At 48.2% G+C, this 26,389-nt stretch carries 21 protein-coding genes and 1 pseudogene; 13 read left to right on the top strand and 9 right to left on the bottom strand.

What is annotated here, in order from left to right:
- The first annotated feature begins 109 nt into the window (after positions 1-109).
- Entirely contained in the window at positions 110-1,258 is a 1,149-nt protein-coding gene (locus tag ACOCLE_RS08870; RefSeq protein ID WP_419536398.1) for a Na/Pi symporter, read from the top strand.
- 10 nt (positions 1,259-1,268) lie between these two features.
- Positions 1,269-1,538 (top strand): hypothetical protein, encoded by a 270-nt coding sequence (locus ACOCLE_RS08865; RefSeq protein WP_419536397.1) that lies wholly within the window; start codon positions 1,269-1,271, stop codon positions 1,536-1,538.
- Between the two features lie 51 nt (positions 1,539-1,589).
- Here ACOCLE_RS08865 and ACOCLE_RS08860 read toward each other — a convergent pair whose 3' ends face one another.
- The 4 genes from ACOCLE_RS08860 to ACOCLE_RS08845 all read right to left on the bottom strand — a co-directional run bounded on the left by ACOCLE_RS08860 (position 1,590) and on the right by ACOCLE_RS08845 (position 4,457).
- Complete coding sequence (locus tag ACOCLE_RS08860) at positions 1,590-1,799, bottom strand: hypothetical protein (RefSeq protein WP_419536396.1); 210 nt, start codon at positions 1,797-1,799, stop codon at positions 1,590-1,592.
- A 106-nt stretch (positions 1,800-1,905) separates the two neighbouring features.
- On the bottom strand, positions 1,906-2,220 hold the full coding sequence (locus ACOCLE_RS08855; protein ID WP_419536395.1) for an AzlD domain-containing protein: 315 nt from the start codon (positions 2,218-2,220) through the stop codon (positions 1,906-1,908).
- Complete coding sequence (locus ACOCLE_RS08850; protein ID WP_419536394.1) at positions 2,220-2,945, bottom strand: AzlC family ABC transporter permease; 726 nt, start codon at positions 2,943-2,945, stop codon at positions 2,220-2,222. Before ACOCLE_RS08850 ends, ACOCLE_RS08855 begins: the two co-directional genes overlap by 1 nt.
- A gap of 117 nt (positions 2,946-3,062) precedes the next feature.
- Positions 3,063-4,457 (bottom strand): sodium:solute symporter family protein, encoded by a 1,395-nt coding sequence (locus ACOCLE_RS08845; protein WP_419536393.1) that lies wholly within the window; start codon positions 4,455-4,457, stop codon positions 3,063-3,065.
- Between the two features lie 155 nt (positions 4,458-4,612).
- Here ACOCLE_RS08845 and ACOCLE_RS08840 point away from each other — a divergent pair, with 155 nt between their 5' ends.
- The 6 genes from ACOCLE_RS08840 to ACOCLE_RS08815 all read left to right on the top strand — a co-directional run bounded on the left by ACOCLE_RS08840 (position 4,613) and on the right by ACOCLE_RS08815 (position 8,418).
- A complete protein-coding gene (locus ACOCLE_RS08840) occupies positions 4,613-5,617 on the top strand; it encodes a sialidase family protein (RefSeq protein WP_419536392.1) in 1,005 nt (334 codons plus the stop codon).
- A 13-nt stretch (positions 5,618-5,630) separates the two neighbouring features.
- Positions 5,631-6,098, top strand: a complete 468-nt coding sequence (locus ACOCLE_RS08835; protein ID WP_419536391.1) for an MEKHLA domain-containing protein — start codon at positions 5,631-5,633, stop codon at positions 6,096-6,098.
- A 124-nt stretch (positions 6,099-6,222) separates the two neighbouring features.
- Positions 6,223-6,588, top strand: a complete 366-nt coding sequence (locus ACOCLE_RS08830) for a hypothetical protein (protein WP_419536390.1) — start codon at positions 6,223-6,225, stop codon at positions 6,586-6,588.
- Positions 6,589-6,702: 114 nt separating this feature from the next.
- On the top strand, positions 6,703-6,864 hold the full coding sequence (locus tag ACOCLE_RS08825) for a DUF3012 domain-containing protein (RefSeq protein ID WP_419536389.1): 162 nt from the start codon (positions 6,703-6,705) through the stop codon (positions 6,862-6,864).
- Positions 6,865-7,225: 361 nt separating this feature from the next.
- Entirely contained in the window at positions 7,226-7,888 is a 663-nt protein-coding gene (locus tag ACOCLE_RS08820) for an RraA family protein (RefSeq protein WP_419536388.1), read from the top strand.
- A 296-nt stretch (positions 7,889-8,184) separates the two neighbouring features.
- Entirely contained in the window at positions 8,185-8,418 is a 234-nt protein-coding gene (locus ACOCLE_RS08815; protein ID WP_419536387.1) for a hypothetical protein, read from the top strand.
- Between the two features lie 40 nt (positions 8,419-8,458).
- On the opposite strand, the gene ACOCLE_RS08810 is transcribed toward ACOCLE_RS08815, so the two are convergent.
- The gene (locus ACOCLE_RS08810) at positions 8,459-9,781 is read right to left on the bottom strand and encodes an MATE family efflux transporter (protein ID WP_419536386.1); all 1,323 of its coding nucleotides are present in this window, start codon (positions 9,779-9,781) and stop codon (positions 8,459-8,461) included.
- Positions 9,782-10,085: 304 nt separating this feature from the next.
- Positions 10,086-13,793: a methionine synthase gene (gene metH, locus ACOCLE_RS08805; RefSeq protein WP_419536385.1), complete on the bottom strand. Its 3,708-nt coding sequence runs from the start codon at positions 13,791-13,793 to the stop codon at positions 10,086-10,088.
- A 200-nt stretch (positions 13,794-13,993) separates the two neighbouring features.
- Between metH and ACOCLE_RS08800 the strand changes: the two genes are divergently transcribed.
- Positions 13,994-17,290 (top strand): tetratricopeptide repeat protein, encoded by a 3,297-nt coding sequence (locus ACOCLE_RS08800; protein ID WP_419536384.1) that lies wholly within the window; start codon positions 13,994-13,996, stop codon positions 17,288-17,290.
- Between the two features lie 35 nt (positions 17,291-17,325).
- Here the strand turns inward: ACOCLE_RS08800 and ACOCLE_RS08795 are convergent, their stop codons facing one another.
- Both ACOCLE_RS08795 and ACOCLE_RS08790 read right to left on the bottom strand, forming a co-directional pair.
- Positions 17,326-17,757 carry a deoxycytidylate deaminase gene (locus ACOCLE_RS08795; RefSeq protein WP_419536383.1) on the bottom strand — a complete coding sequence of 144 codons (432 nt, stop codon included), beginning with the start codon at positions 17,755-17,757 and terminating at the stop codon, positions 17,326-17,328.
- Between the two features lie 71 nt (positions 17,758-17,828).
- Positions 17,829-19,043: a multidrug effflux MFS transporter gene (locus ACOCLE_RS08790; protein WP_419536382.1), complete on the bottom strand. Its 1,215-nt coding sequence runs from the start codon at positions 19,041-19,043 to the stop codon at positions 17,829-17,831.
- Between the two features lie 275 nt (positions 19,044-19,318).
- On the opposite strand from ACOCLE_RS08790, the gene ACOCLE_RS08785 reads away from it, so the two are divergent.
- Positions 19,319-20,368, top strand: coding sequence for a potassium channel family protein (locus tag ACOCLE_RS08785; RefSeq protein ID WP_419536381.1), 1,050 nt, complete (start codon positions 19,319-19,321; stop codon positions 20,366-20,368).
- 300 nt (positions 20,369-20,668) lie between these two features.
- On the opposite strand, the gene tnpC is transcribed toward ACOCLE_RS08785, so the two are convergent.
- A complete protein-coding gene (gene tnpC / locus ACOCLE_RS08780; protein WP_419532963.1) occupies positions 20,669-22,174 on the bottom strand; it encodes an IS66 family transposase in 1,506 nt (501 codons plus the stop codon).
- A 105-nt stretch (positions 22,175-22,279) separates the two neighbouring features.
- On the opposite strand from tnpC, the gene ACOCLE_RS08775 reads away from it, so the two are divergent.
- The 3 genes and pseudogenes from ACOCLE_RS08775 to torA all read left to right on the top strand — a co-directional run bounded on the left by ACOCLE_RS08775 (position 22,280) and on the right by torA (position 26,347).
- Positions 22,280-22,435, top strand: coding sequence for a periplasmic nitrate reductase, NapE protein (locus ACOCLE_RS08775; RefSeq protein ID WP_202969810.1), 156 nt, complete (start codon positions 22,280-22,282; stop codon positions 22,433-22,435).
- 151 nt (positions 22,436-22,586) lie between these two features.
- Positions 22,587-23,845, top strand: a pseudogene (torC, locus tag ACOCLE_RS08770) (pentaheme c-type cytochrome TorC).
- A gap of 27 nt (positions 23,846-23,872) precedes the next feature.
- On the top strand, positions 23,873-26,347 hold the full coding sequence (gene torA, locus ACOCLE_RS08765) for a trimethylamine-N-oxide reductase TorA (RefSeq protein WP_419536380.1): 2,475 nt from the start codon (positions 23,873-23,875) through the stop codon (positions 26,345-26,347).
- The last annotated feature ends 42 nt before the right edge of the window (positions 26,348-26,389 follow it).

The raw sequence follows: 26,389 nt of genomic DNA, 5'->3' as shown, positions 1-26,389 counted from the left end.
CTCCTTCAATGGAACGATCGTATTTTTTCGGTAATCCAGTTTGATACCGTGATGTCCAGTGCTGTTTTTTTCTGGGCGATCAAGTTTATTCACCTTGCAGGATGTTCAAATGCAACCCAGTTCTACAGCCGAGTCGACGCAATCGAAAGGTCAGGTTGTTCAGTGGCTCCTTGTTGCGCTGATGATCTACCTATTGCTGGTCGCTGTCGGGATGATTGGTTCCGGCTTTAAGTGGGCTTCCGGTGGTGCTGACGGTGCACGTCAGTTATTTGCTTTTGCCACCAACCCAATCATGGGGCTGGTGGCTGGTGCGCTGGCAACCGCCGTTGTCCAGTCTTCCAGTACCGTAACATCAGTGATCGTCGGGCTGGTGGCTGGTGGTCTCCCGGTAGCGACTGCCATTCCAATGATTATGGGTGCCAATATTGGTACCACGGTGACCAATACACTGGTCAGTATGGGGCATATCGGTAAGAAAAAAGAGTTTCGTCGAGCATTCTCGGCGGCTACTGTGCATGACTTCTTTAACCTGATGGCGGTGATTATTTTTCTTCCCCTGGAGATTATGACGGGCTTTCTGGCGAAATCATCCGATTTCCTGGCCAGTTTGCTGGTGGGTGGAGACTCCGTCAGTATTAAGGGGTTGAATTTTGTTAAAGTGCTGACCGGTCCCTCCGTCGATCTGTTTAAGGGGCTCTATGGTTCTCTGCCGGATCTCTGGGCCGGTGTCTGTCTGGCACTAACCGGGCTCGCGTTTATTTTTATTTCCATTATCTATCTTGGAAAACTGCTTAAGCACCTGATGGTTGGCAAAGCCAAGCAGATTCTGCACAAGGCGATTGGTCAGGGGCCGGCTACTGGTATTTTCTCAGGCATGATGATGACCATTGCCGTTCAATCATCCTCAACCTGTACCAGTCTGATCGTACCTCTGGCCGGTAATGGTATTTTCAAACTCAAAGAAATTTATCCATTTACCCTGGGATCCAACATCGGTACCACGATTACCGCATTGCTGGCGGCAACGGCTGTGCATGGAGCCATGGGATTCTTTGCTCTACAGATAGCCCTTGTGCATCTGTTGTTTAATGTCTCAGCAGTGTTTTTGATTTACACTATTCCTTTCCTTCGCAACATACCACCGAGGCTTGCCCGTCGCTTTGCCCAGGTGGCTAGCCGGAACAAATGGATGGTGTTGGCTTATGTGGTGGGTGTCTTTTTCATTCTGCCTGCTATCCTGATCGCGATGACTGCCTGAGGAGGACATGATGACAACACTCAAGGAATACAAGGCGCACAAGAAGGAGTTGAAAGCTCAGATCAAGGAGGTCAAGGCGACGTTAAAGCGCCTTGAAAAAGAGCTGGAAGCTGAACGTCAGGATATGCAGCACGAGGAAGTGGATCACCTGGATGAGTACTTCGATAAAGCTGAACCTCATCTGGTGGATGTGAAAAAGCTGGGTGCCTCGGCCATTGAAGACTTCAAAAAATCGGTTTCAAAGCTGATGAGCTCAATTACAGGTTCAGACAAGAAGTAATCCATCGTTTCAGTGCTCAGATAAACAGCAGCGCTATAAAAAAGCCAGCAGTTATTTGCTGGCTTTCTTTTTTACATCATCAATGACACCAGCCAGTCCCTGTCGTTTACCGAGGCTGACTTCAAACCATTTTTCCTGAGCGAAACGTGGAAATTCATAACGCAGGTAGTAGCCATCTTTGTACACCGACAGGTCAAAGCTTCTGGCCAGAACACCGGCGGCGATCAGAATAAGAAAAACAGCTGACAGTAGTTTGTACATGTGTAGGTCCCCGATAAAGTTTCATCCATGAATACTTCCCGTTCAGTCTAGCACGATGTTCCGTCTATTGTACCCTCTGTTCAAAGGCAATCTGGCGACCTATCAGTTAGATCAAATGCCTCAGTACCAGAAACGACATCATTCCCAGGATAACGGTCATTAAGGTGTTTCTTGTCACCAGTGCAAGAACGACCACAACAGCGCCTGCTATCAGGTAATGGTTGTCTATGGAAAAGCTCAACCGGTCATCTCGCATAAATACAATGGGGGCCGCAATGGCCGTGAGTACGGCTGGCGCTGAAAAACTCAGTACCTTCTGAACATTGTCACTGAGTTTGAGTGGTAACCATGGTTCCATCAGAAGAAAACGGCTGCCAAAAACCAGGGCCGTTACCGCTAGTAGAATGAACCAGGTTTCCATTAATTGTCTCCTTTCTCTGTGGCTTTGGCATAGGCAAAACCAACGAGCATGGCCAGCGGTGCTGAGATCAGAAGCCCTGCCTGAATATGCAGTACCTCACAAATAACGGAGGCCACCAGTGCGGTGAGCACGCAAGCAAGGACGGCACCGTTCTTGATGGTTGGAATCACCAGGGCAATGAAGGTGGCGGCGATGGCAAAGTCGAGCCCCAGAGCATCCAGATTATCGATGCTTTCTCCGGCAATGATCCCTCCAAGGGTCGCCAGATTCCAGCCAAGGTAGAAACAGAGTCCTCCACCCAATGCATACCAGCGATCAAAGCGAGCCAGCTGGCCAGGGTTGGCTATAGCAAACAGCTCATCGGTTAACAGAAACCCTAACGTCAGGCGCCACCGCAGAGGCAGTGGGCTGATGGCTTTACGCATGACCATGGAGTAGAGAAAATGGCGGGAGGTGATCAGCAGGGCTGAAATCAGGATGCTACCAAGCCCAACGCCAGCCTGAATCATGCCCATAATGGCAAGCTGAACGGCACCGGCAAAAATAATGCCCGATAATGCCTGGCTTTGAAGAGGGTCAAAACCGGACTCAATAGCCAGAGAGCCTGTCAGAATCCCCCAGGGAAGAACGGCAACCGTTAGCGGAATAATCGCTGCCGCACCTTTGAAAAGGGCCCGTATCTTTTCATTACTGCTTGAGTACTGAACAACGTCAGCCTGAGACATAATCACCTGTTTCCTTTACAACCCATCTCCCTGTTGAAGATGTCGATAAGCGAATAAACTGACTCGTTTAGACCGTTGGCAAGAAGAATAGTTTGTGATGGATGTAAAATAGACCATTCAGGACGATGTTGGCCGGGATACGGCTGCCGCTGCTTTTATTCTTGCTCGCCAGAGCAGAAGGATTGTACATAAACTATTGCCCGCTATACCAGCCAGTAGGGAGCCTGTGTTAATGATGTGCTCCGGAGCCAGCCACTTCCAGAGAAAAAGGCAGGCAATGCCTGTGATGCAGGGCAGGTAGAAATTCCGTTTAGGGAGTGTGGGGTAAAACAGGGCAACAAATAGAGGGGGAAGCAAGGTTGGCCCCCAGGCTTCGAAGGTACCCAGCAGTACGTCCAGAATATCGTTCACTTGCAGCGCAATTAGAACAGCGCCTGCACCAATCACTAAAGTAGCAATGCGCCCGAGAATGAGCTGCTGCCGGTCGGGCAAATGATTCTTGAGGGCAGGCAGCAGGTCGTTGGAAAACGCAATGGCAGCCGTATTCAGATAACTGTCGCAGGACGACATGATGGCCGCCAGCAAGCCCGTAACAGTCAGCAGTTTTAGCCAGAGGGGCTGTGAACTGATCAGAATATTGATGGTTCTGTGGCTATCCTGTCCTGGTTCCAGCAAGCTGGCAATAACACCAATCAGCCCACAAAGCAGTGTGACGATAAGGACAACGACAGCAGTTAATCGCAGAGCTTTACTGGCTTCAAGGTGGCTGCGTGCCATGGTGACCCGCTGTATGGAAATAGGAATCAGGGCATCACCCAGCAGGAATCCCACAAAAATGATCAACAATGTTGTCACTTGCCCGGTAGAGTGGTTCTCTGCATTGTTAAGCTGGAACTGCTGGTAGGTTGCTTCAATCCCGCCAAGAAACCATATTCCCCAGATGGTCAGTGTCACCAGGGCGAGCAGGAGGATGATGGCCTGAATGGTGTCAGTTGTTACCACGGAGCGCACGCCCCCCAGAGAGCTATAGAGAATTACGCTGATGATCAGACATGAAGCAACGGGTAATTCCCAGCCGGGAACCAGCATGCTGACCACCCTCTGTATGGCAATCATCTGGGCAGTGACAAGGCCCATGCAGAAAATCATCCATAGGGTTCCACTGATGAAGCGGATGTCTTTTCCTCCGTAAACCTGCCCAAGAATTTCACTGAAAGAGAGGCAGTGACGCCATCGATATATTCTGGGAGCCAGCTGCGCGGTTAACCATAATTGCAGTGAAAAACCAAGGCAGCCCAACGGATAGAACCACTCACCCCGATACGCTTTCTCGGCATTGCCCATAATCATGCCCGCACCAACGCCACTGGCAAGAATGGTGCAATAGATGGCCAGTGTCCCAAAAGCATCACGATCGAGAGCGAAGGCAGCAAAGCTGCGGATTGATTTCAATTGATAGAGACCAACCAGCAGAAAGAGCAGAGGAGGAAGTAGGAGAACAGTGATGATCATGGTCATGGATTCAAAAGGTTGCTGGCCTGACAGAGATACACTGAGTAATCTGTCCCTGAGACTCTATGCCTGTTTGGACACTCCGCAGTTTAAAAAGTTTATTAACACATCATTTTATAATGGGGGTCGCTTGAATCATTTACAGTGTAGTTCTTATGCTAATCCGATCTTCTGTTCTTTTACTGATGACGGTCGTCTTTATGACATCTCTTGCTGATGAAGCTGAACTGAGAATAGACACAAAAAGCTTTGTTGTAACATTGGATGGTTTGCCAACCCCCTCGTGTCACGCAGCCACGGTCGTTGAAACCGCTCCTGGCCGATTGATGGCGGCATGGTTTGGTGGCAGTCAGGAGGGAGCCCCGGATGTACGCATCTGGGGTGCACATTACGAGCAGGGACGCTGGAGTAACGCTGTCCCTCTGACGGAATCCTTAATGGACGGTGACGAGGCGCATTGGAATCCGGTGCTGTTCAAGACGGACAATGAACTGGTTCTGCATTTTAAAGCGGGCAAATCGCCCAGGCTATGGCGCGGGCTTTATAGAACATCCATTGACAAGGGACTGAATTGGAGCGGTGTACAGAGTCATCCGGCGGGTTTTCTTGGACCCGTGAGAAATAAACCTGTGAGCTTGCCGAATGGTCGTCTTATTTACCCTTCCAGCACCGAGCATCAGGGTTGGAGAGTGCATTTTGAACGGCCACTGCCCCAAGGCTCCCGCCGTATTGAGGTTGGTGACCCACAGATGCTGGGCGCCATTCAGCCGACCATATTGACCCACTCTGATGGCAGGCTTCAGGCACTGTGCCGAACACACTCTGGTGTGATTGCAGAGACATGGTCTCTGGATAACGGTGATAACTGGTCAGAGTTGGAGCCAACTGAATTACCAAATCCAAATTCCGGTATTGATGCCATTACCCTTGGTAATGGTCTGCATCTGCTGGTTTACAATCCGGTGATTGCCGGGAGGACACCGCTTGCCATAGCTCTGAGTAAAGATGGCGTTGACTGGCAGTTGGAAACGGTACTTGAAGAGGGTGATGGTGAGTTTTCCTATCCCGCCGTGATTGAAGACTCTGGCGGTAAAATTCATATCGTGTACACATGGCAGCGAAAGGCCATTCGCCATGTTCAGATAGACTATAAAAAGTGAGTGAGAAATCAGTATGAACGACATTCAACGATTATCTGATCCATTTTATGATGCCCATGGAAAGTTGATTTGTCAGAGCTTTCGTCAGTTGACTGGAAAGGAATTAATTCCAGCCGGCTCAGATAAGCCGGCAATAATGGCTATCAATGAAGCACCATTTGCTCTTGTTTCTCATGGCCGCGGTGAGGATCCAGTATTCAATTATGGAAACAGGACAGCGTTAACATTGTTTGAAATGGATTGGGAAATATTTACGACGTTACCTTCAAGGAAGTCCGCGGAGCCAGTGCATCGTGATGAACGTAAACAGCTGTTGTATGAAGTGGCAGTTAAAGGCTATATAGATAATTATTCCGGCATTCGTATTTCAGCAGCAGGTCGGCGCTTTTTTATTCATAATGCCATTGTCTGGAATCTTATTGATTCAAATGGCGTAAAACATGGGCAGGCCGCGATGTTTGCCCAGTGGCAGTATTTATAAATATTTTTTCATGTCCTCTGGAAAAGAGACTACTTTATATTAGTCCGTGCAGGGTTGATCTGATGTGATAAGACCCTGTGTCATGTTGTGACCTGTGATCAGGTCTTTTTTCTGGAGATTTATTATGAAGAAGTGGCTGATGCTTGCCTCTGGGCTTTTCTTTTCAGTGGGTGTACTGGCCGATGTGCCTGTTGCAACAGAGACCACTAATGAAGCCGTTTCTTCAGATCAACTGGTGCAAGCACTGCCTCCAAAATATCAGGATGTCAGTGATGTAAAAGATATGCTGGAGGCTCTGGAAAAGGATGAACTAGTACCAGTGACAGGTTTCCAGTCCATCAATGTTGATGAGAGTGTCGTTTATTTTCGGGATGAATGCAAAGCCGTATTCAAGCGCGATGATTCAAAGGACAGTCTGCAGGAGGGTTTTGTAGGCCCTGCGGCTTCTCTGGTTCTGGATCATATTGAGTGTGAAGCTCAAAATCCGTAGTGTGCACGCCTTGTAGTCTGGTTTCATGGCTAATTCAGACCGGCTCTGGCAATAGATCACCTTATCAGCGTATGCTGTCGTTTTTAACTGGCAATCAGTAGATAGGGTGATTTGATGAAACGGTGTATTAGTGTATTTCTGGCTGTTTTATTTCTGGCTGGGTGCTCCCCTGAGGTTGGCAGTGAAGCATGGTGTAATGACTTAAAGGAAAAATCAAAGGGTGACTGGACTGCGAATGAAGCGGCCGATTTTGCCAAACACTGCGTGTTTAAATAGTCTTCCAAAGCTCTGACGTCATTTCATAAGACTTTGTATCGTAAAAACGCCTTGTGTGTAAAAGACTTGTTGCTCTGTAGTCGTTCTGCATACAGCAAATCTTATGACTCATAAGGCGTTTTTCTCGTCAGGCTCCTCTCCAATGTCGCATCAGGGATAATCTGTTGCATAACCCTGCATCTTGCAATGTTTTGCCCTGCTTTGAATCCTTGCCTTCAGCACAAGCTTTCTGGTTTGAGTTGTTGATTAAGGAAACTAATCTCAACAGAGCCTACACTCTTACAGAGCAATCTGGCCGCTATCGGCAAGCACTTGTGTTTTGCCAGGTATGACAAGTATTCCACTGTGTCTGAGGTTTATCATGGAGTTAAATGAAATACGCACCCGCCTGTCCGAGTTGAATACGGCCCATCTTGCTGATGCTGACAAGCGCCTCAGGGTTATCAGTCCAGCCATAAGGCCACTTCAAACGGGTCTCAAGCTGGTAGGGTTGGCCTATACCGTGAATTGTCACAATGATTTCCTCACGGTTATCAAATCCATTCAGGATGCTCAGGAAGGCGATGTGATTGTCATCGAAACACAGGGTAGTCGGTTGGCTGTTGCAGGGGAGTTACTGTCTACTGAAGCAATGCGCAGAGGTATTGCCGGGTTTGTTATAGATGGTGCTTTTCGTGATTCAGCATCGGTCCGAACCATGAACTTTCCTGTTTATGCTCATTCCATAACACCTATGTCGGGAACGTCCAAGCGGGTATTCCATACTCAGGAAGTGATTGAGTGTGGTGGTGTTACCGTTCATCCTGGCGATGTTGTTTTTGGTGATGATGATGGTTTACTGGTGTTATCTCCGGAAGAGGCAGAGCGCCTGATTCCGGTTGCAGAAGATATTAAGGCGAAGGAAGATCGAGTGCTGGCCCGGCTTCAGAATGGGGAAGCTTTCTGTGATCTGATTAATTTCAATGAACACTGGCAAAAGGTTGAAGCCGGTGAAAAGAGCGAACTCCATTTTCTGTCAGACTGACTCAAGAGGAGAGCAGCTGATTAAATGTTGCTCAAGACGTTACGTAATATTATATTATTTTTAGTTTTCATACTCTTCCAGAGCTAAGTCTTTTTCATTACTTTGTTTTTTCATCTTATTTTTAGTCATTACTGCTGGAAGAGTCATTGCTTACAGGGACATGTAAAATGACAATAACAACAGCACCTGTTTCCAGATTCTGTCATTCTGTTTTTCACTCTTTTTCCATTAGCACCAGCCTTCTTTGTATCTCTCTTGCCTTGACCGGTTGCAGCGACAACAGTCCTGAGGTGTTGATGGGAAGCGTACCAAACATGTCGGATAACAGCACCATACAGAAAGCCTACGAGCGTTGTGTTATGGAAACGCAAGAGGAACTGGTAAAAGACAATCAGGGGACGCCTGAAGATATTATGGCTGTGATGTATTCCGGAGTGCTGCAGACCTGTGAATCGGCCGTTGTTATTACCTGTGAGAAAGGGGTGGAAACGGATTCCTGCAAGATTATTCTCGATATCTACAAACCCTGAGCTGAAACTGCGTTGTTGCCTGAGGCAGTAATGAGAGAATTTATACCTGAATTTTACTCCACCGCCTCGATTTCCACACAGCAAGAAAGCTGACTGAAGTGATCATTCTCTGAAGTGTGGGTACGACCCAGACTGCGGTTAGGCCAAGGCCGAGAATGGGACCAATCAACCAGCACAGAGGCAGTAGGATAAGCCATTGGGCAATAAAGCGGATACAGAGCACGGTTCGGTTGGCGCCAGCCCCAAGCAAGGCCTGGACAAAGACCAGCGACGGGGCGTCAAGAACTAAGCCAATACCCGTTAATTGCAGTGGTATTGCTCCCATCGCCAGCAGTGATGGGTCATGAAGGAAAAGCGACAGAACGGCCTCTGGAATAAAGATTAATGGCAGACTGAGTACCAGCAGGACAGCGCTGGCGGTATACATCACTTCCTGTCCCCATCGCCAGGCCACTTCTGGCTGACGGGCGCCAAGGCTCTGGCTGACCAGTGTGTTGGCGGCCATTCCCAGACCCAGGCCCGGTAATATCAACATCAGAGAGATATTCAGCAGAACATGGGCAATGGCCATTTCACTGATGCCTAATTGGGCAACAATGGCAAATAGCATCATCATGCCAAGAGCAAACAAGGTTTGTTGCAGGGAATCGGGAACGGCAAGAAATACCAGACGTTTTAATGCCGCCCAGTTTTTCGAGCGCGTTAAAAAGCCGTATTTTCTGGCGCGTTTATTGAGAATCCATAGATTGAGAAAAGCACCCAGGTACATGGATAATAAGGTTCCCAGGGCGGCCCCTTTTACTCCCATGGCGGGCAAACCCAGTTTCCCGTAAATCAGTATGAAACTGAGAATGACATTGCAAATATGAGTGCAGACCAGCAGTTTAAGAAACCCTTTGGGCTCACCAATACCGTTCCAGAAGCCACGAAATGAGAGGTTCATCGCCGCGGCGGTAAGGGCCATCACCCGAATCTGAAAATAGTCGGTTGCCTCCCCTTTGAAGGTAGGGGAGCTTTGATCAAATAAATCCAGCAACCAGGGAGCCGCCATAACCAGAATAATACTGAGCGGCATGGCAAAGCAGAATGCGATGATCAATCCGTGATTGGTTGGCATTGCACACTCATCAAGGCGGCCAGCACCTACGCGGCGGGCCACCTGAGCCTGAATGGCAGCGGAAAGGCCAGTCATCAACGACAGCGCTACAAAGTTCGCATAGCTACCTGCACCGACCGCGGCAAGGGCGTTCTCCCCCAGGGGACCCACCAGTGCAGCATCCACCAGGTTGATCATACTCTGCGAGAGCATGGCCAGCATGATGGGGAAACCTAACTGAAAAATTGTGGCAAGCCTTTGCTTCAAACTGACTCCATTATTTCTAACAGTTTTAGATGGCAATTGGGCGGCGATAACACTTAGCCGTAAGGCTAGTTGATCAAGCCAGCACTCAGAAAAAACATACAGTACTTACCTTATAGCAGTACGCTATTTTCATGATGAATAGCAAGAATTGTATGCACTTTTATTAGGTTTTGTCTGTGAGTTAACGGCTATTTTACTGAAAATCAACAGAGTCCATCCAGAAAGGTCTGGCAGGAAGGAGCAATCAAGTTTGAAAAATGAACAGGGGTTTTAAAAGAAAAGGGGCTGTATGGCCCCTTATTCATTAATCGGCAAGGTTTGGGCGAAGCCAGCGTTCAGCTTCTTCTAAAGACCAGCCTTTACGCTCGGCGTAAGCCTCCAGCTGATCTTTATCGATTTTACCCAGGCCAAAATATTTTGCTTCCGGGTGTGAGAAATACCAGCCACTGACACTGGCCGCAGGCATCATGGCAAAGTGTTCAGTGAGTGATACGCCTGCATTTTCTTCACCGTTCAGCAGCCTAAATAATGTAGCTTTCTCTGTATGGTCCGGGCAGGCAGGGTAGCCGGGTGCAGGGCGAATACCGGCGTATTTCTCCTTGATCAAGTCATCATTGCTGAACTGCTCATTGGAGGCATAGCCCCAGTACTCTTTTCGTACTTTTTCATGCATGCACTCAGCGAACGCTTCCGCCAGGCGGTCTGCCAATGCTTTCACCATGATGCTGTTGTAGTCATCACCGGCTTGTTCATATTCCCTGGCAAGTACATCTGCACCAATACCTGCCGTTACCACAAACCCGCCCACATAGTCTGGTAAACCGGTTGATTCCGGTGCCACAAAGTCAGACAGGCTGTAATTGGGCTTGTCCTCCGGTTTGGGGGCCTGCTGGCGGAGATGATGCAGTGTTGTTCTGACGTCACTTCTTGCTTCATCACGGTAAATGGCCAGATCGTCCTGATTGACCTGGTTGGCAGGCCAGAAGCCAATGGCTGCCCTGGCACTGATCAGCTGTTCGCTGATCAGCTTATCCAGCATCTGGCGTGCATCGTGATAAAGGCTGGTGGCTGCTTCACCGACCACTTCATCTTCAAGAATGGCCGGGAACTTACCGGCCAGATCCCAGGTGATAAAGAACGGTGTCCAGTCGATGTAATTGACCAGTTCATCCAGTGGGAAGTCGTCAAACACCTTAACGCCGGTAAATGCCGGGACCGGCGGCTGGTGACGTGACCAGTCCGGCTTGAAGGCATTATCCAGTGCTTCCGGGTAGGTGAGGAGTGCCCGTTTGTTACCGCGTCTCTCATGACGGACACGGATTTTTTCATACTCGGAACGGGTTTCTTCAATCAGGGCTGGCTTTAATGAATCGCTCATCAACCGTGTTGATACCCCTACACTGCGGGATGCATCGGTAACGTAGATGGCGAGGTCATCCTGGAACTGTGGCTCAATTTTGACGGCGGTATGGGCCCGTGATGTGGTGGCACCACCAATCATCAGTGGCAGTTTGATGCCCTGGCGCTGCATCTCACTGGCCACATGAACCATTTCATCCAGCGATGGGGTGATCAGGCCACTGAGCCCGATGATATCAACGTCTTCTTCCACCGCAGTTTTCAAGATGGTGTCACAGGGCACCATGACCCCAAGGTCAATAACCTCAAAGTTGTTACAGGCGAGCACGACGCCGACAATGTTTTTACCAATGTCGTGTACATCACCTTTTACCGTCGCCAGCAGAATCTTGCCATTGGATCGGGCAGAGGCACCTTTCTCCTCTTCAATAAAGGGCACGAGGTGAGCGACCGCCTGTTTCATGACCCGGGCACTTTTTACCACCTGGGGCAGGAACATCTTGCCGGCACCAAACAGATCACCCACCACGTTCATGCCATCCATCAGCGGGCCTTCAATCACCTCAATAGGGCGGGTGGCTTCCAGTCTTGCCGCTTCAGTATCTTCAACAATCCAGGTGGTAATGCCTTTGACCAGTGCATGCTCCAGTCGTTTGTTAACGGGCCATTCCCGCCAGGCCAGATCTTCCTCTTTTTTGCCTGAGGAACCCCCTTCGCGGTATTGATCCGCAATGGCCAGCAGTCCTTCAGTCGCATGCTCTGAACGGTTGAGAATAACGTCTTCAACCTTGTCTTTCAGCGCTCTGGGAATTTCTTCATAGATCTCCAGCTGGCCGGCATTCACAATGCCCATAGTCAGTCCGGCCTTGATAGCATGGTAAAGAAAGACCGCATGAATGGCTTCCCGAACCGGGTTGTTGCCCCGGAAAGAGAAGGAGACATTACTAACCCCACCTGAACTCATGGCATGGGGCAGATTTTCTCGAATGTATTGAACCGCATTGATGAAGTCGACCGCGTAGTTATTGTGGTCATCAATACCGGTGGCTACCGCAAAAATATTGGGATCAAAAATAATGTCCTGGGGCGGGAAGCCAATTTCATTGACCAGAATATCGTACGATCGCTGGCAGATTTCTATTTTCCTGGCTTCGGTATCCGCCTGGCCCTGTTCATCAAAGGCCATGACAACCACTGCGGCACCATAATTGCGGCAGAGACGAGCCTGTTTCCTGAAAATGTCTTCGCCTTCTTTCAGACTGATGGAGTTCACAATGCCCTTGCCCTGTATGCATTGCAGTCCTGCTTCGATGACCTCCCACTTGGAGGAATCCACCATGATCGGAACTCTGGAGATGTCCGGCTCGGAGGCCACCAGGTTAAGGAATGTGGTCATGGCGCTTTTGGCATCCAGCATCCCTTCGTCCATGTTGATGTCGATAACCTGTGCGCCGTTTTCTACCTGGTCACGGGCTACGTCCAGGGCAGTGTCGTAATCCTCTTCGATAATCAGCCGTTTGAAACGGGCAGAACCGGTCACGTTACAGCGTTCACCCACATTGACGAACAGAGAGTCCCGATGAATGTTAAATGGCTCCAGGTCACTTAAACGACAGGCCACAGGAATTTCAGGAATGGCACGACGGGGAATGTCAGCTACCTTCTCAGCAATGGCTTTAATGTGTGCCGGTGAGGTACCACAGCAGCCGCCAATAATATTGACCAGGCCGGAATGGGCAAACTCGGCGACAATCTCCGCCATCTCATCCGGACTCTGATCATATTCACCAAAGGCGTTGGGTAGACCGGCGTTAGGGTGAGCACTGATCCAGGTGCCTGCGCAGTTTGACAGTTCTTCAAGATAGGGGCGTAACTCACTGGCACCTAAAGCACAATTCAATCCAACGGATATTGGCTGGGCATGTTCTACTGAGTTCCAGAACGCTTCCGTCGTTTGACCGGACAGAGTTCGACCGGAGGCATCGGTTATGGTGCCGGAGATCATGATCGGCAATGAAAAGCCCAACTGCTCAAACAGGTCACGAACCGCATAGATGGCGGCTTTGGCGTTCAATGTATCAAAAATGGTTTCAATCAGCAGGATATCTGCGCCGCCCTCAATCAATGCTGTTGCGGCCTGCTGATAAGCGGTCACCAGCTCATTGAAGCTGGTGTTTCTATAGCCGGGATTGTTGACATCAGGGGAAATGGAAGCGGTTCTATTGGTTGGACCAAGAACACCTGCTACAAAACGTGGCTTATCCGGGTTAGCCCGTGTGAACTCATCAGCGACTTCGCGGGCAAGACGTGCGGCTTCACGATTAATCTCCGGTACCAGATCTTCCATCTGGTAATCCGCCATGGCGATGGTGGTGGCATTAAAGGTGTTGGTTTCGAGAATATCGGCTCCGGCTTCAAGGTACTCCCGGTGGATCTGTTGAATAATCGCCGGCTGGGTTAGTACCAGAAGGTCATTGTTGCCTTTTACATCGCAGGAATGACTGTCAAAGCGCTCACCACGATAATCAGTTTCCCCCAGTTTATAGCCCTGTATCATGGTACCCATGGCACCATCAAGAATCAGAATTCGTTGTTCCAGCAGTTGTTGCAGCTCAGAAAAGGCTTTTTTTTGATGTGGTGTAGCTTGCAGCATGGATAGCAGACCAGTATTTATTTTTTCTAGCGAGCTATGGTACCAGAATTTATCCCTTTATTGTCCCTAGTTTCTGGCTGTTTGAGAAAAAGTGTCAGTGTATAGGTTTTGAAAATAATCGGTCTATGGTTCCAACTTTATGGAACCTTTCGCAACGGGGGTTAACTAATTGATAATGAGCGTTAACTAGGGAAGAGAGCATGGATCCGACGAGTGGCTGCCACAACCTGACACCGTATGTTTTAGAGGCATTGAAGAGGCCTGAGCCACAACCCTGCATTGGTGTCCCCAAAGCGGTTGAAGGTGAAAAAAATATCAATGGTTTAGAACAATTCAAAGGCGAGAATGCAAAAGAAATTGTTGCCAGAGATGCTCGTATATTTGAAGAAACCGAAGAGTCTCATGTTGTAAGCTCACACGCTTTATTGGAATCAGCCCCTCGTATGAAGTCGGAGGAGTCTCAAGGTTTGTTACAGGGCGCTATCCCTGGTAGAACTCAAGAAAAAGAGACCCTGAGTCCGGATATATTGGCTGAGCACCTGGGTAAAATAGAAGATCAGATAATCCTTCTCATAGCAAACCATGGTGAGATACCACTGGATAAAATGATGAGGTTTAAATTAGCTGCTCTCTATATTCAGGAAAATATCCTCATAAGGATGTTACATGGTATGCCTAGCCAGGAAGAAGCATTCAGTAAGACTCACTCTCTTGGTGACTTATTACCGCAAACACCAAATGGTGTCGCTGATAAAAGTGTACTTGAACTATGGTGGATTTCTGATAACGAAAAATATTTTCCTAAAGCATGCGATGAGAGTTTAATCAAGCTTAAGTCTGCGTGTGAGCAATTGAAACTATCTATAAAGTTGTTCAACAAGAGCATGTCTTTTATGATGGCTTTTGAAAAATTGCTAAAAACAGACGCCACATCAGAAAGCGATGGTGATTCTGGCAGTTCAACTTCTTATATGTCTGAATTATTTGGGGATGGTGCAATAGGAAGAACCAGAGCTCTTCTTAAGCGTGGGGGTGATGACTCTTTTATTGCTGATCAGGAAAAAGCTGGTCAGTGCAACTCTGCTTTAGACGCTCAGGAAGGCCTTAGGCAGAATGAAACTGAAGTAGCTACTAAGGAATCTTTGGAAGATTCGAGGTCAGGACTGTGGCTTGAAAGAGAACAGCCTTCATTTAAGCTGATAAAACTTGATAAAGTAGTATTAGTATTGCATCACCTTTATCAAGAATTTAGTAATGACACAAGTGTTGGAATGATTAACGTTATAAATGTTGATATTCTTGATACTTACTTCAGACAGCTTATGTCTGAAACCGAGCTTTCATTTATTGAAAAAGAGATTGCACATTTTGCTTTTCTGCAATCACTGGCCCTGTTATATAATAAGATGGCTCTGGAATGTGCAGTTCTGAAGCTTGGTCACTCAGCTGTAAAAAGCACAACCATAAAGAGCGCTACTCTTGAGCAGTCGACTCATTATAATAGAATGCTACATAAAATGACCATTGACAGTCTCAATAATGGCATCTGTCGTGTTGCTGATTACTGGATCCTCAATCTTCTTGCTTCAGGGTTCTTAATGAATTACCGCTGGAAAAAATCCGATAAGAAAATGCTAGCTATGCTAGGTGCGGAATTGGAAAGAAGTCCTAAACAACAGACAGAAATCGCACTTTCAAAATATACTTGTATTTCAATATCAGAAGTATTAGAGGACGTTGAAGCGTTTGAGTGCATTGCTGAAAACTCTTCAAAATACAATACAGTTGCACTGTTAACTAAACTTTGGAATGATCTTGGGTTTTCCCTCTGGCCATATTCTACCACTTTGAATCCGGAAAAGGCTCTTGAATATCTAACTTTTATTCAAAGTGAGATCAGTGACCCTCATAACCAAGACGCAATGATAATCAAGCAGTCCATGGAAGTTGCTTATTCTTTAATTTTATTGATGCGCGGATCGACACCAACTGCACAGCTATGGTCAGAAAGAATTGCCCTGTATTATTTTATTTCTGGTGATCCTGCCAAAGCAACGGCTTTGCTTGAGTTTGCAAAACATAAAAACAAAACTTTTTATCTTGGGCTGGCCATGGCATCGAGGCGTGAATACCGGGTTGCTATTCAGTTTCTTGAAAAGGGAAATCCGAGAGATGTACGGATAAAAGCATTGCTAGGTGTTCTTTACGAGAAACTTGCCACCACCCAGGAAAAATCAGGTGAACAATTTTCAGAACTGCTCAGTAAAGCTGAACTCAATTATCGGGCAGTTATTACATCACGGCCTGAAATGAATAAACCTTTTGCGATATTACTTGAAAGGCGAAGCGATCTACTAGAGGCTTTGACTCGGTGGAAAGCTTACGAATGCTTTTTACATGATCAGGTAAATGTAAGTAGTTTAAGGTCGGTAAGATTCAAAACCCCAATGGAGCGTAAACTGGTTAGTGAAAAAATTTTGGATTTGGAGGAGCGATTAGATAATAAGTCTGAAAATAGTGCATCGCCTTTAGTGAGTAATAATAAATCACTCACTAAAGAATCTGAGGAAAATAAGCCCGAAGGTGAACGCTCCAAGAAAAGAAAACATAAGAAGTACAGGCAGACTTTTATCGATAGAAGGCCTGATTGTCAGGAGAAAAAAACAGAGGATATCCAATTAGAAAAAAGTTCTTCTACTCAAGTGCCAAATGTCGATTCAGAGCTGAATGTTAAAAGTGCATCAGGGATTGATGAACAAACTGATCATCAAGAGCAAAGTCTGGTTGAGAATGAATGGCAACTCGTGACTGGTAAGTCTAGATTGACTCGGTTTTATGTGGAACACGGCTTTAGTATTCCTTCCAGCTTCTCGATGAAAGAAGTTGAGCCGCACTGGGTTTCTACCCGCTCTTTCAGAAATGACTTAACCAATCAGCTTCTCCTCCTTGATGTTAGTAGAAATGATTATGATGGGGTTTTAGCAAAAATAAAACAATATGTGAAAAAGATTGAAAACCCGATAGCAAAGTTACACTTCATACAAAACAAACAATGGCTTTTGAGATGTCAGAGTTTTGATAAACATGCGCTTTACGCTCAGTGCAGCCGCTCTGGTCAATCAATTCAGGAATTAAAAAAAGAGTTACGGAAAAGTGTTTTGGATAGTGTACGGGGACAGGTCGAGCTTATTTTTCATCATGCCTTTCAGCGGTCACCTTCACCGCTTTGGTTTGATAATCCAGACTTGTTGGTAAAGGACTTTAAAAGCCTGATTGATCACGTTCATCCAGAGTTTTGTGTACAGGTTGGAGCGCAATTTTCAACAGCGGCCCACGTAATGAAAGATATTTATTGGGAGTTTACTCGGCAGAGGGATAATGGCCAGACATGCCACTCACTGTATGGCCACTCACCCAATTACTATTCTGATTTGGCAGAAAAGTTCTATGCTTTTCGTGATTTTATCGATCCGCACCATGTCTCGGATATTGTTTAGCGGCTTTCAGGAGAACGCCTGCTAATATCAAACGCTTATGTTTTATTGATTGATACCTGCTCAATAGCCACCCCGTTTTCCCGGCAGAACTGCGACAGCTCTTCCTGAGGGTTACGATCGTACTGGATGTCGTAAACGATGCGCTGGATACCGGCGGCTAACAGATTTTTTGTGCACTGATCACAGGGGCTGTGGGTCACATAAGCGGTCGCACCTTCGATGGGGGTACCTAACCTTGCTGCCCAGATGACTGCATTGAGTTCAGCATGAATCTCGTGTCGGAGCGACCAGGGGTGGTGCTCTTCGTAGTCGGCTTCATTGCAGTTGATATAGCCAGAAGGCGTGCCATTAACACCGGTGGAGAGAACTCGTCCGTCCTTGACCAGCAGGCAGCCCACCTGAAGGCGCACACACTTTGATAATTTGGCCAGAGAGTGGGCCATCTCCATGTAAACGGTATCGCTCATAAATATCAGGTACCTGAAACAGTCTGAAAAAGCGGGTATGGAGATTCATACCCGTTTCGATAGTAACAGATTCAGGCGACCTGTGGAGTAGCTTCTGATACATCCCTGGTGTTCATCAGACAGAAACCGGAGATGGCAACAGCAACCAGGGTAATGGCGGACAGTGAGAGTGTTCCTGCTTCCGGCAGGAAGCCAATCAACGCACTGATCAGCGTGGCCAGCAGCATCTCAATAAAGAAAATCAATCCTGCAGCAGTCCCCATATTCTCTTTCATATGTTCAGTGGCTCTGGCCTGACACAGTGGCATAAACAGACCAAGGCCCAGCTCATAAATGGCGATACCTGCAACATAGCCGGTAATGGATTGACCATCAGTCAGCAGGCCGCTTCCCAGGGAAACCATGGCGCCGATAATCAGCAGGCTGCCAGCGACCAGGGTACTCTGGCTACGGCTCATGTTAGCTGTCAGTTTAGGACCCATCGATGCGCTGAGCAGGTAGCTGGCAATCGCGACCGCAAACAGATAGCCATAGGTTGCTGGAGAGATGCCCAATTGGCCAATAAGGACAAAAGAGCCTCCGGCCACAAATACAAAGGCACCCGCAAACGCCGAACCGGCGGCGATAGTAAAACGCAGATAGCGTGCATCCGTCAGCACCGCTTTATAACCTGCCATCACAGAGTTTGCTGGTGCGGTTTCCGATGTTTTTTCCTGCTTTTTCTCAGGCAGAAGTGTCAATGCCAGCATGGCAATGACCGCCATTGCTGCCATCACGTAAAAGCTGTACTCCCAGCCGGCATACTCCTGCAGATAGCCACCGGCAATAGGCGCTGCCATGGGAGCAATGGTAAGACAGCCGCCAATATAGGCCAGCATTTTTACTTCCATCTGGTCGCGATAATAGTCACGAGCCATCATTCGGGCAACGGCCGTTCCAAAGCAACCGAAAATTGCCTGGGCAAAGCGGGCAGCAATAAAGAGATAAATGCTATCGGTCAGTAATGTTACTGCGGTGGCAGCGAGATAAAGAGAATACCCCATCACCAGGGTTTTTTTACGTCCCAGACGGTCTGCCAATGGACCGACAATCAGCATGGACAGGGAAAAGCCCAGCATGAATAAGCCAACACTCCATTGAGCGATAGCGGAGGTCGTTCCAAAAAACGCGGTGATTGCTGGTAGTGAGGGGGTGAATATATCAATGGACACAGGTCCTACCACCGCAAACAGGGTCAGGATGATCAGAACAAAAGCGGGGTGCTTTTCAGGAGTCAAGTGTCGCATAGTTGTCCGCTGGTTAATTGAAAAGGAGGCGGAGAATGCGACAGGTACGATTTATGAACAATCCGTGTTTATGCCAATTATCAGCATGTAGATGTCTATTTATATTGCGAACAGCAATTATATAAGGAGGCGTTGTTATGCGTTCAGTTAATCTAAATCATCGATGATAGAAGTTAATGTAATGCTTATATGTGTTACTATCGTACCTTTATAGGCTGTCGAACATTTCCACTCATGGCTCGACAGGCTCCTGGATCATTCATGGAGCAAGTAACTTGAGTTTTTTGAAATCAACATTACGTTTCTTTCACCATCAGTTTATCAAGCTGAGTTGGCTGGCTTTGCTGATGGTCTTGCTGGGGCACTTCATTTTATCCTGGACACTGATGTGGTTGGCCAGTGAATCAGCGCTTCTCCCGTTTGATCAGTGGTTCTATTTTTATGTCACAACATCAACCACCGTTGGTTATGGCGATCTGAGCCCCGGCAGTGCGCTTGGGCGGGTTCTGGCTGCACTGTTTATTCTTCCCGGAGGTGTGGTTTTTCTTGCAGCGGTTCTCGGGAAATTGTCATCTTTTTTTATTACGGTATGGAGAAGGGGAATGCAGGGCAGGGGTGACTACTCAGGGTTGGAAAATCATATTGTGATTTTTGGCTGGAACCGTAACCACACACCCAAAATGGTGGAGTTGATTTTTGGGGACAGCCGTCGTGAGAATCGCAAGGTCTTACTGTGCACCAGCCAGGAGATGGAGAATCCATTTCCCGAACGTGTGTTATTCGTTCGTGGTGAAAGCCTGACCGATCAGTCTTTTATCCAGCGAACCGGTATTGCCTCTGCGGCCAGAGTGATTGTGTTCCGAGACTCTGACGATCAGACTCTGGCAACCTGTCTGAGCATTGCCGCCACAAAAACAAAAGCCCATATCGTTGCCTGGTTTGAAAATCAGCAGATGGTAGATTTGCTTCAGTCTCACTGCCCGCAAATTGAGTGTCACAGTAATATCTCCATGGAGCTGCTGGTTCGCTCTGCTCAGGATCCGGGCTCTTCACGGGTTCAGCAGCAACTGTTATCAACGTTGATTGGGCCAACACAGTACAGTGTCCATGTACCTGAAGATTTCGCTGGCACTACCTTTGGTCGTCTACTGGAGTTTTTTAAAGTTCAGCATGAGGCAATCGCCCTCGGAGTGGCCGGGTCTGCGACCGGAAATGATCTGAGGCTGAACCCGCCCAGCAATGACCGGGTAGAAGCGGGGCAGGTCGTTTATTACATGTCCGCCCAGCGAATTCATGGGAATGAAATCCAGTGGGATCAGCTGTAACTGCCCGATAATTCATCTGCAGGGCCAGTCACTGTCAGTGATTGGCCTGAACCATTTCTCTATTGATTATTCATCATCACTGCAATCAAACCTGGTGGCGTTACCAACGGATTGATTCCCTCCCTTTACCGACCCTTTCAACGGATAAAAACGAAATCTGTCCTATACTGCTGCAGTAGAAGAAGTTCACGCTGTTCGATAATTACTGTGGCTGGTTCGAGTTCGCTGGTTTATTTGAAGTTTCAGAGGTCAGCCAGCACTTAGCCGGAAGCCATGGTTTTGTATTTACTTGAGGAGTAACTATTCAGCACCCAGCAAAGGCGTATTGTTGTAATTTCGAACCGCTTTAAGAAGCGCCTGAAATATGTTCAACCCCTGCTTTTTAGCAGATGATAAATAGCTTCGGATTCGGGTAAACATGGTACCTCCGTCTTCGCTTCTGAAGCAGCCTGAGATCTTCTGCTTAAGTTTGGCCATCCTGGCATCACGTTCACTGCCATTGTTATCGAAGGGAATTGAAAAGTCCGACATGAAGCGCAACGTTTCAACCTTAAACTCAATAAGCCTTTTGAACAGGTTGTAGGCCTTGGTATTCCTGACCTTCTTACGTCCAAGCACCTGTCGTTGTTTTTCCATATAAGCGGTTTCCTTCGTGAGAGCCCTTTGAAGGATTTGGTCGTATATCGTCTCAATGCGAAGCTGTATTGCACCAGGCATTTGAGTCAGACCGGCTGCTTTGTATTTCTTGCAGAAGTGCCAGGAGAGCGTAAGCAATTTCATCAGCCGCAGAGCCAGCTTATTCGCATCCCTATCGACAACTCCCTGAAGCTCTCTCAGATGATGGGCATTACAAAGCACATGCACTGCCGCATAGGCAAAGTAGGACTTCCAATGATCGTGAACCAGAATGCCTGCAAAAGTCAGCAGGATGCCCATTGCATCCATTGCTTCACAACCTCGCCTTTCTGAGAGGTAGTAAAGCGTCCATTGGTCATCTCGCATAATGTGTAACCACCACAGTGAACCGTCAACCCGCATGCCAGTTTCATCCGCTCCTGCAACCGGACTTTCTTGTAAAGCATCGCGGATACTCTGCTCAGTAGAGGCCAGGTTCTCATGGGTATAGGCAACAAAATTGGCAACAGAGCCTGCGCTGACACTCATGCAATAAATAGTATTGAAATACTCAGACACCCGGTGATATGGGATGAAGTGATACTGGTTTAAATGAACAGCCATTGCCTGAGTCACTTCTCCGTATTGAGCAGCGGCTTTCACTCCTTGGGGAAACTCAGCGGTGTTCCGTTTACCACAAGGACATACTTTAACGTCTGCCCAGTACGCGGTAACTTCAAATTCTCCGGGTCTACCTGGATCAAAAACCTGTCGCTCAATGTATTTGGTGGGTTTAATATCGATAAGCGAAGACTGGCAACAGCAACATTTTTCAACCTTCAGATGCCTGACATAATCGGGTAAGGCGACACGTCTCAAACAAGAGCCTTGATGACCTTTCTGGCCACCTGGTTTATTGCCTGAAGATGGTCTAAGGCTTTTGGGGTTCGGTGTTTCCTGTGAGGAGCAGGGGGCTTCTTTGGAAGATGTATCACCTTTATCACTCCCTTTTTTACTGGGCTTTTGATAACCATCTGACGATGGTGGCTTACTACTGTTTTGACTGTTTTTATTAACCCTTTCTTCCAGTTCGCTGCAACGTTCCCGTAAAAGCGCATTCTCGGTCCGAAGCTCTTCATTCTCTTTAAGGAGAGCTTCGGTAAACGGAGTAGCTGGGAAGTCTGGTTCCATACTGGAGATTTGTTAGAAAAATTGAGTATAAGATGATGGTCGAAAAATCAGAAAATTCCAGATTTATATGAAGGGTGCTGAATAGTTACCTTGAGGATACAGGTCGTGAGTGATCCCTCCACTGACCGTCGTCGGGAGTATAAAGCTCTGGCACTGGTCATCATTGTGCTCTTTCCTTTGTTAACGGTCATGTTGATCAGTAGCTATGGGTTTCTGGTCTGGTTCTCCCAGTTGCTTCTTGGCCCTCCGGGTCACGGGTAATCGTTGCTCGTCAATTCCACGTATCTGGCAATTCTCCAGCCGAGGGGCATTGGGGCGCGGGCAAACGTTGTCTCATGATTCTGCGGCGGACTGATTGTTTCCCAGAGTGAGAGTCTGATCAGCGTTCCTGAAACAAAAAGGCGATGGATGTATGGCTTTCGGAATAATTGAAAAAGTTATCAGGCCGTTATTATCGCTATGGCAGACATTATCAAAACCCGCTCAATACCTGAGTCTGGGAACGATTGCCATAGCTTCGTTTGTGATGGGGATTATCTTCTGGGGTGGCTTTAATACGGCACTTGAGGCGACCAATACGGAAGCCTTCTGTATCTCCTGTCATAGCATGCGGGACACCGTTTATCCGGAGTTGCAGGAACGGTTCACTGGAGCAATCACTCAGGGGTTCGTGCTACCTGTCCCGACTGCCATGTGCCCCATAACTGGACCCATAAGATTGCCCGGAAAATGCAGGCCTCCAAAGAAGTGTGGGGTGCTATTTTCGGTACGATTGATACCCCGGAAAAATTCGAAGCCAAGCGACTTGAACTGGCATCCCGGGAGTGGGCCAGGCTCTCCGCGAACAAGTCGCTGGAGTGCAAGAACTGCCACAGCTACAACAGCATGAAGTGGGAAGATATGTCACCTCTGGCAGCAAAACAGATGAAGGCTGCTGCCGAGAGAGATCAGAGCTGTATCGATTGTCACAAGGGGATTGCTCATCACCTGCCGTCTACGGATGGGCGGTCGCACCAGCTGCTGAGCGCAGTGAATATCTCAGTACCTGAGGTTGGCAAAAACTATTATGTCGTCCTTCAGAAACCCCTGTTCATGAGTGCAACCAGCAAAGAAGAGGCTGGAATGCTGAACATTGCCACAGAGATTGCGGTGACGGATAAGAGTGATGGCCGCGTTAAGTTCCGCCTCGACGGCTGGCGCAAGAGAATCGGTGCAGGACGGATTATCAATGAAGACTTTGGCATCAATATTAAAGAGGCGGAGCTGAGTAAAGAGGCGGCCCAATCGGATGCAGTGGTTAAGGTTCTCGATGAAAAAGTGGACGATGTGACCGGGTTGCCCTGGCAGAAAGTCACGGTTGATATGTGGACCGATGAGAGTGAGTTGACGGATAACGTCACCGGGATGTGGGATTTTGCCAGCAATACCTATCGGGAGGCGTGCAGTCAATGCCACAGCCAGCCTGAGGTCGCCCATTTTGACGCCAACACCTGGCCAGGCATGTTCAATGGCATGATCGCCTTTGTGAATATGGATGATGATACCCAGAATCTGGTGTTGAAGTACCTGCAGTTGCATTCCTCCACTTATGCAGGAGGACATGCTCAGCACGATGAACAGCCAGATGAGAAAGAACCTGAAGCCGCCCAGCCACTGGCAAAACGACAGTAGTCGAACCTGAACGAGGAGTAGTTGTTTATGACCATTAAGCGCCGTCGTTTTCTTCAGGGGATGCTGGCTGGCTCATCGGCGGGAATGCTGCCATTTTCAATGGTAAGAGCTGCGGCCAGTGAAGAGGGAGATGATGGTGTTATGGATGATGGCTGGCGGGTAACGGGCTCTCATTTTGGGGCGTTCAAAGCCTACCGTGCCAATGGTGTTGTTAAAGAAGTCCGCCCCTTCGAGCTCGACAGAAACCCTACTGAGATGTTGAAAGGCATTCAGGGCTCCATCTACAGTTCGTCACGCATCCGTTATCCGATGGTACGACTGGACTTCCTGAAGAATGGGTATAAATCGGATCGTTCAACGCTGGGTGATAATCGCTATGTTCGCGTGACCTGGCAGGAAGCCTATAACCTGTTAATCCGTGAGTTGAACCGTGTGCAGACCATGTATGGCCCCTGGGCGTTATACGCAGGTCAGACCGGCTGGCGGGCAACGGGGCAGTTTCATTCCTGTACCAATCATATGCAGAGGGCCATCGCGCTGCATGGGAACTACGTTCGAAAAATAGGGGATTACTCCACTGGGGCCGCTCAGGTTATTTTGCCTTATGTGATCGGTTCAACCGAGGTTTACTCTCAGGGCACCTCCTGGAGTTTGATTCTTGAAAATACTGACACACTGGTTCTCTGGGCTAATGACCCGCTGAAAAACCTGCAGGTAGGCTGGAACTGTGAAACCCACAGTGGCATCGGATATTTAAAACAGTTGAAGGCCAAGGTTCAGGAGAAAAAAATCCGCGTGATCAGTATTGATCCGACGGTGACCAAAACAGCGGCATTTCTGGGCGTAGAAACGGTCTATGTCAACCCACAGACCGATGTCCCGCTGATGCTGGCGATTGCCCATGAGATGATCGTTAAGAAAACCTACGATGCCGAATTTATCCGGGGTTACTCACTGGGCTTTAAAGAATTTAAAGCGTACGTCATGGGTGATACGGATAAGACGCCAAAAACGCCGGAATGGGCGGAACCGATCTGTGGTGTGCCAAAGGCCAAAATTCGTGAACTGGCCGGCATACTGACAACGGGTCAGGTGCAGATTATGATGGGGTGGTGCATTCAGCGACAACAGCATGGCGAGCAGCCCTACTGGATGGGCGTGGTGCTGGCCACCATGATTGGGCAGATAGGTCTGCCTGGTGGTGGTATCAGTTTTGGGCATCACTACTCATCCATTGGGACACCGTCGTCCGGTGGGTCCGGGCCGAATGCCTTTCCCCTGAATCCACCGGAGGATGTGCCTCCGATCTTCGATAATGATGACTTTAACGGCTACTCAAAGGTGATCCCCGTTGCCCGGTGGATTGATGCCATTCTGGAGCCGGGTAAGGTGATCGATTATAACGGCGGCAAGGTAACGTTGCCGGACTTGAAGATGATTGTGATATCCGGCAATAACCCCTGGCACCATCATCAGGACAAAAACCGGATGAAAAAAGCATTCCACAAGCTGGAGTGCGTAGTGACGGTGGATTATGCCTGGAATCCGACCTGTCGTTTTTCCGATATTGTGTTTCCTGCCTGCACTCAGTTTGAACGGCACGATCTTGATCTGTATGGCTCCTATGCCCAGCGAGGGGTGCTGGCCATGCAGAAACTGGTGGAGCCCCTGTTTGAGTCACGTTCAGATTGGGAGATATGGCGGGAGTTCAGTGCCCGCATAGGGCGGCACAAGGAATACACCATGGGAAGGGATGAGTTCACCTGGCTGAACCACTTATACGATGGTTGCCGAACCAAGAACAAAGGCAAGTTTGAAATGCCAGATTTTCCAACCTTCTGGCAGCAGGGGTTCTTTGATTTTGGTGAAGGAAAGCCCTGGGTGCGTCATGCTGAATTCAGAGACGATCCGGAAATTCACCCACTGGGAACACCTTCCGGGTTAATAGAAATCTACAGTCGAAAAATTGCCCGTTACAATTACAGCAACTGTAAGGGCCACCCAACCTGGATGGAAAAGGCGGAACGCAGCCATGGAGGGCCTGGCTCTGATCAATTTCCAATCGCTTTACAGTCCTGCCATCCCGATAAACGGTTACACTCGCAGCTCTGTGATTCCACCGAATTCCGTGAAACCTACTCGGTTCAGGGGCGAGAACCCGTTTATATGAATGCGGCTGATGCGAAGAAGCGAGGCATTAACGATGGTGACCTGGTTCGGGTATTCAATGACCGGGGAGAATTGATTGCCGGCGCAAGAATCTCTGACCGCTATTCACCGGGCGTTGCACGTATACAGGAAGGCGCATGGTATGCCCCTGTCAATGCAGAGATTGGTTCGGTGGATACCTATGGTGACCCCAATACGGTGACTCTTGATATCGGGACGTCTGATCTGGCGCAATGTTGCTCAGCGTTTACCTGCATTGTCGAAATCGAAAAGTGGCAGGGGGCTGCACCAAAGGTCACAGCATTTGGTGGTCCAAAGGTGGTCGATGTTTAATGTTTTATGCCGGAAAGTCGAGGAGGGTTGAGTTTCTTCAAA

It is taken from the genome of Endozoicomonas sp., from assembly GCF_965196975.1.
Lineage (GTDB): Bacteria > Pseudomonadota > Gammaproteobacteria > Pseudomonadales > Endozoicomonadaceae > Endozoicomonas.
The sequence above is the reverse complement of the archived record's forward strand: the minus strand, read 5'-3'. Positions and strand labels throughout refer to the sequence as shown.

Coding starts and splice junctions, on each gene's coding strand:
- ACOCLE_RS08860 (WP_419536396.1), bottom strand. CDS start 1,799: ATGTACAAACTACTGTCAGCTGTTTTTCTTATTCTGATCGCCGCCGGT.
- ACOCLE_RS08800 (WP_419536384.1), top strand. CDS start 13,994: ATGGATCCGACGAGTGGCTGCCACAACCTGACACCGTATGTTTTAGAG.
- ACOCLE_RS08845 (WP_419536393.1), bottom strand. CDS start 4,457: ATGATCATCACTGTTCTCCTACTTCCTCCTCTGCTCTTTCTGCTGGTT.
- ACOCLE_RS08870 (WP_419536398.1), top strand. CDS start 110: ATGCAACCCAGTTCTACAGCCGAGTCGACGCAATCGAAAGGTCAGGTT.
- ACOCLE_RS08835 (WP_419536391.1), top strand. CDS start 5,631: ATGAACGACATTCAACGATTATCTGATCCATTTTATGATGCCCATGGA.
- ACOCLE_RS08840 (WP_419536392.1), top strand. CDS start 4,613: ATGCTAATCCGATCTTCTGTTCTTTTACTGATGACGGTCGTCTTTATG.
- ACOCLE_RS08815 (WP_419536387.1), top strand. CDS start 8,185: ATGGGAAGCGTACCAAACATGTCGGATAACAGCACCATACAGAAAGCC.
- ACOCLE_RS08790 (WP_419536382.1), bottom strand. CDS start 19,043: ATGCGACACTTGACTCCTGAAAAGCACCCCGCTTTTGTTCTGATCATC.
- ACOCLE_RS08865 (WP_419536397.1), top strand. CDS start 1,269: ATGACAACACTCAAGGAATACAAGGCGCACAAGAAGGAGTTGAAAGCT.
- ACOCLE_RS08795 (WP_419536383.1), bottom strand. CDS start 17,757: ATGAGCGATACCGTTTACATGGAGATGGCCCACTCTCTGGCCAAATTA.
- ACOCLE_RS08820 (WP_419536388.1), top strand. CDS start 7,226: ATGGAGTTAAATGAAATACGCACCCGCCTGTCCGAGTTGAATACGGCC.
- ACOCLE_RS08855 (WP_419536395.1), bottom strand. CDS start 2,220: ATGGAAACCTGGTTCATTCTACTAGCGGTAACGGCCCTGGTTTTTGGC.
- metH (WP_419536385.1), bottom strand. CDS start 13,793: ATGCTGCAAGCTACACCACATCAAAAAAAAGCCTTTTCTGAGCTGCAA.
- ACOCLE_RS08850 (WP_419536394.1), bottom strand. CDS start 2,945: ATGTCTCAGGCTGACGTTGTTCAGTACTCAAGCAGTAATGAAAAGATA.
- tnpC (WP_419532963.1), bottom strand. CDS start 22,174: ATGGAACCAGACTTCCCAGCTACTCCGTTTACCGAAGCTCTCCTTAAA.
- ACOCLE_RS08830 (WP_419536390.1), top strand. CDS start 6,223: ATGAAGAAGTGGCTGATGCTTGCCTCTGGGCTTTTCTTTTCAGTGGGT.
- ACOCLE_RS08825 (WP_419536389.1), top strand. CDS start 6,703: ATGAAACGGTGTATTAGTGTATTTCTGGCTGTTTTATTTCTGGCTGGG.
- torA (WP_419536380.1), top strand. CDS start 23,873: ATGACCATTAAGCGCCGTCGTTTTCTTCAGGGGATGCTGGCTGGCTCA.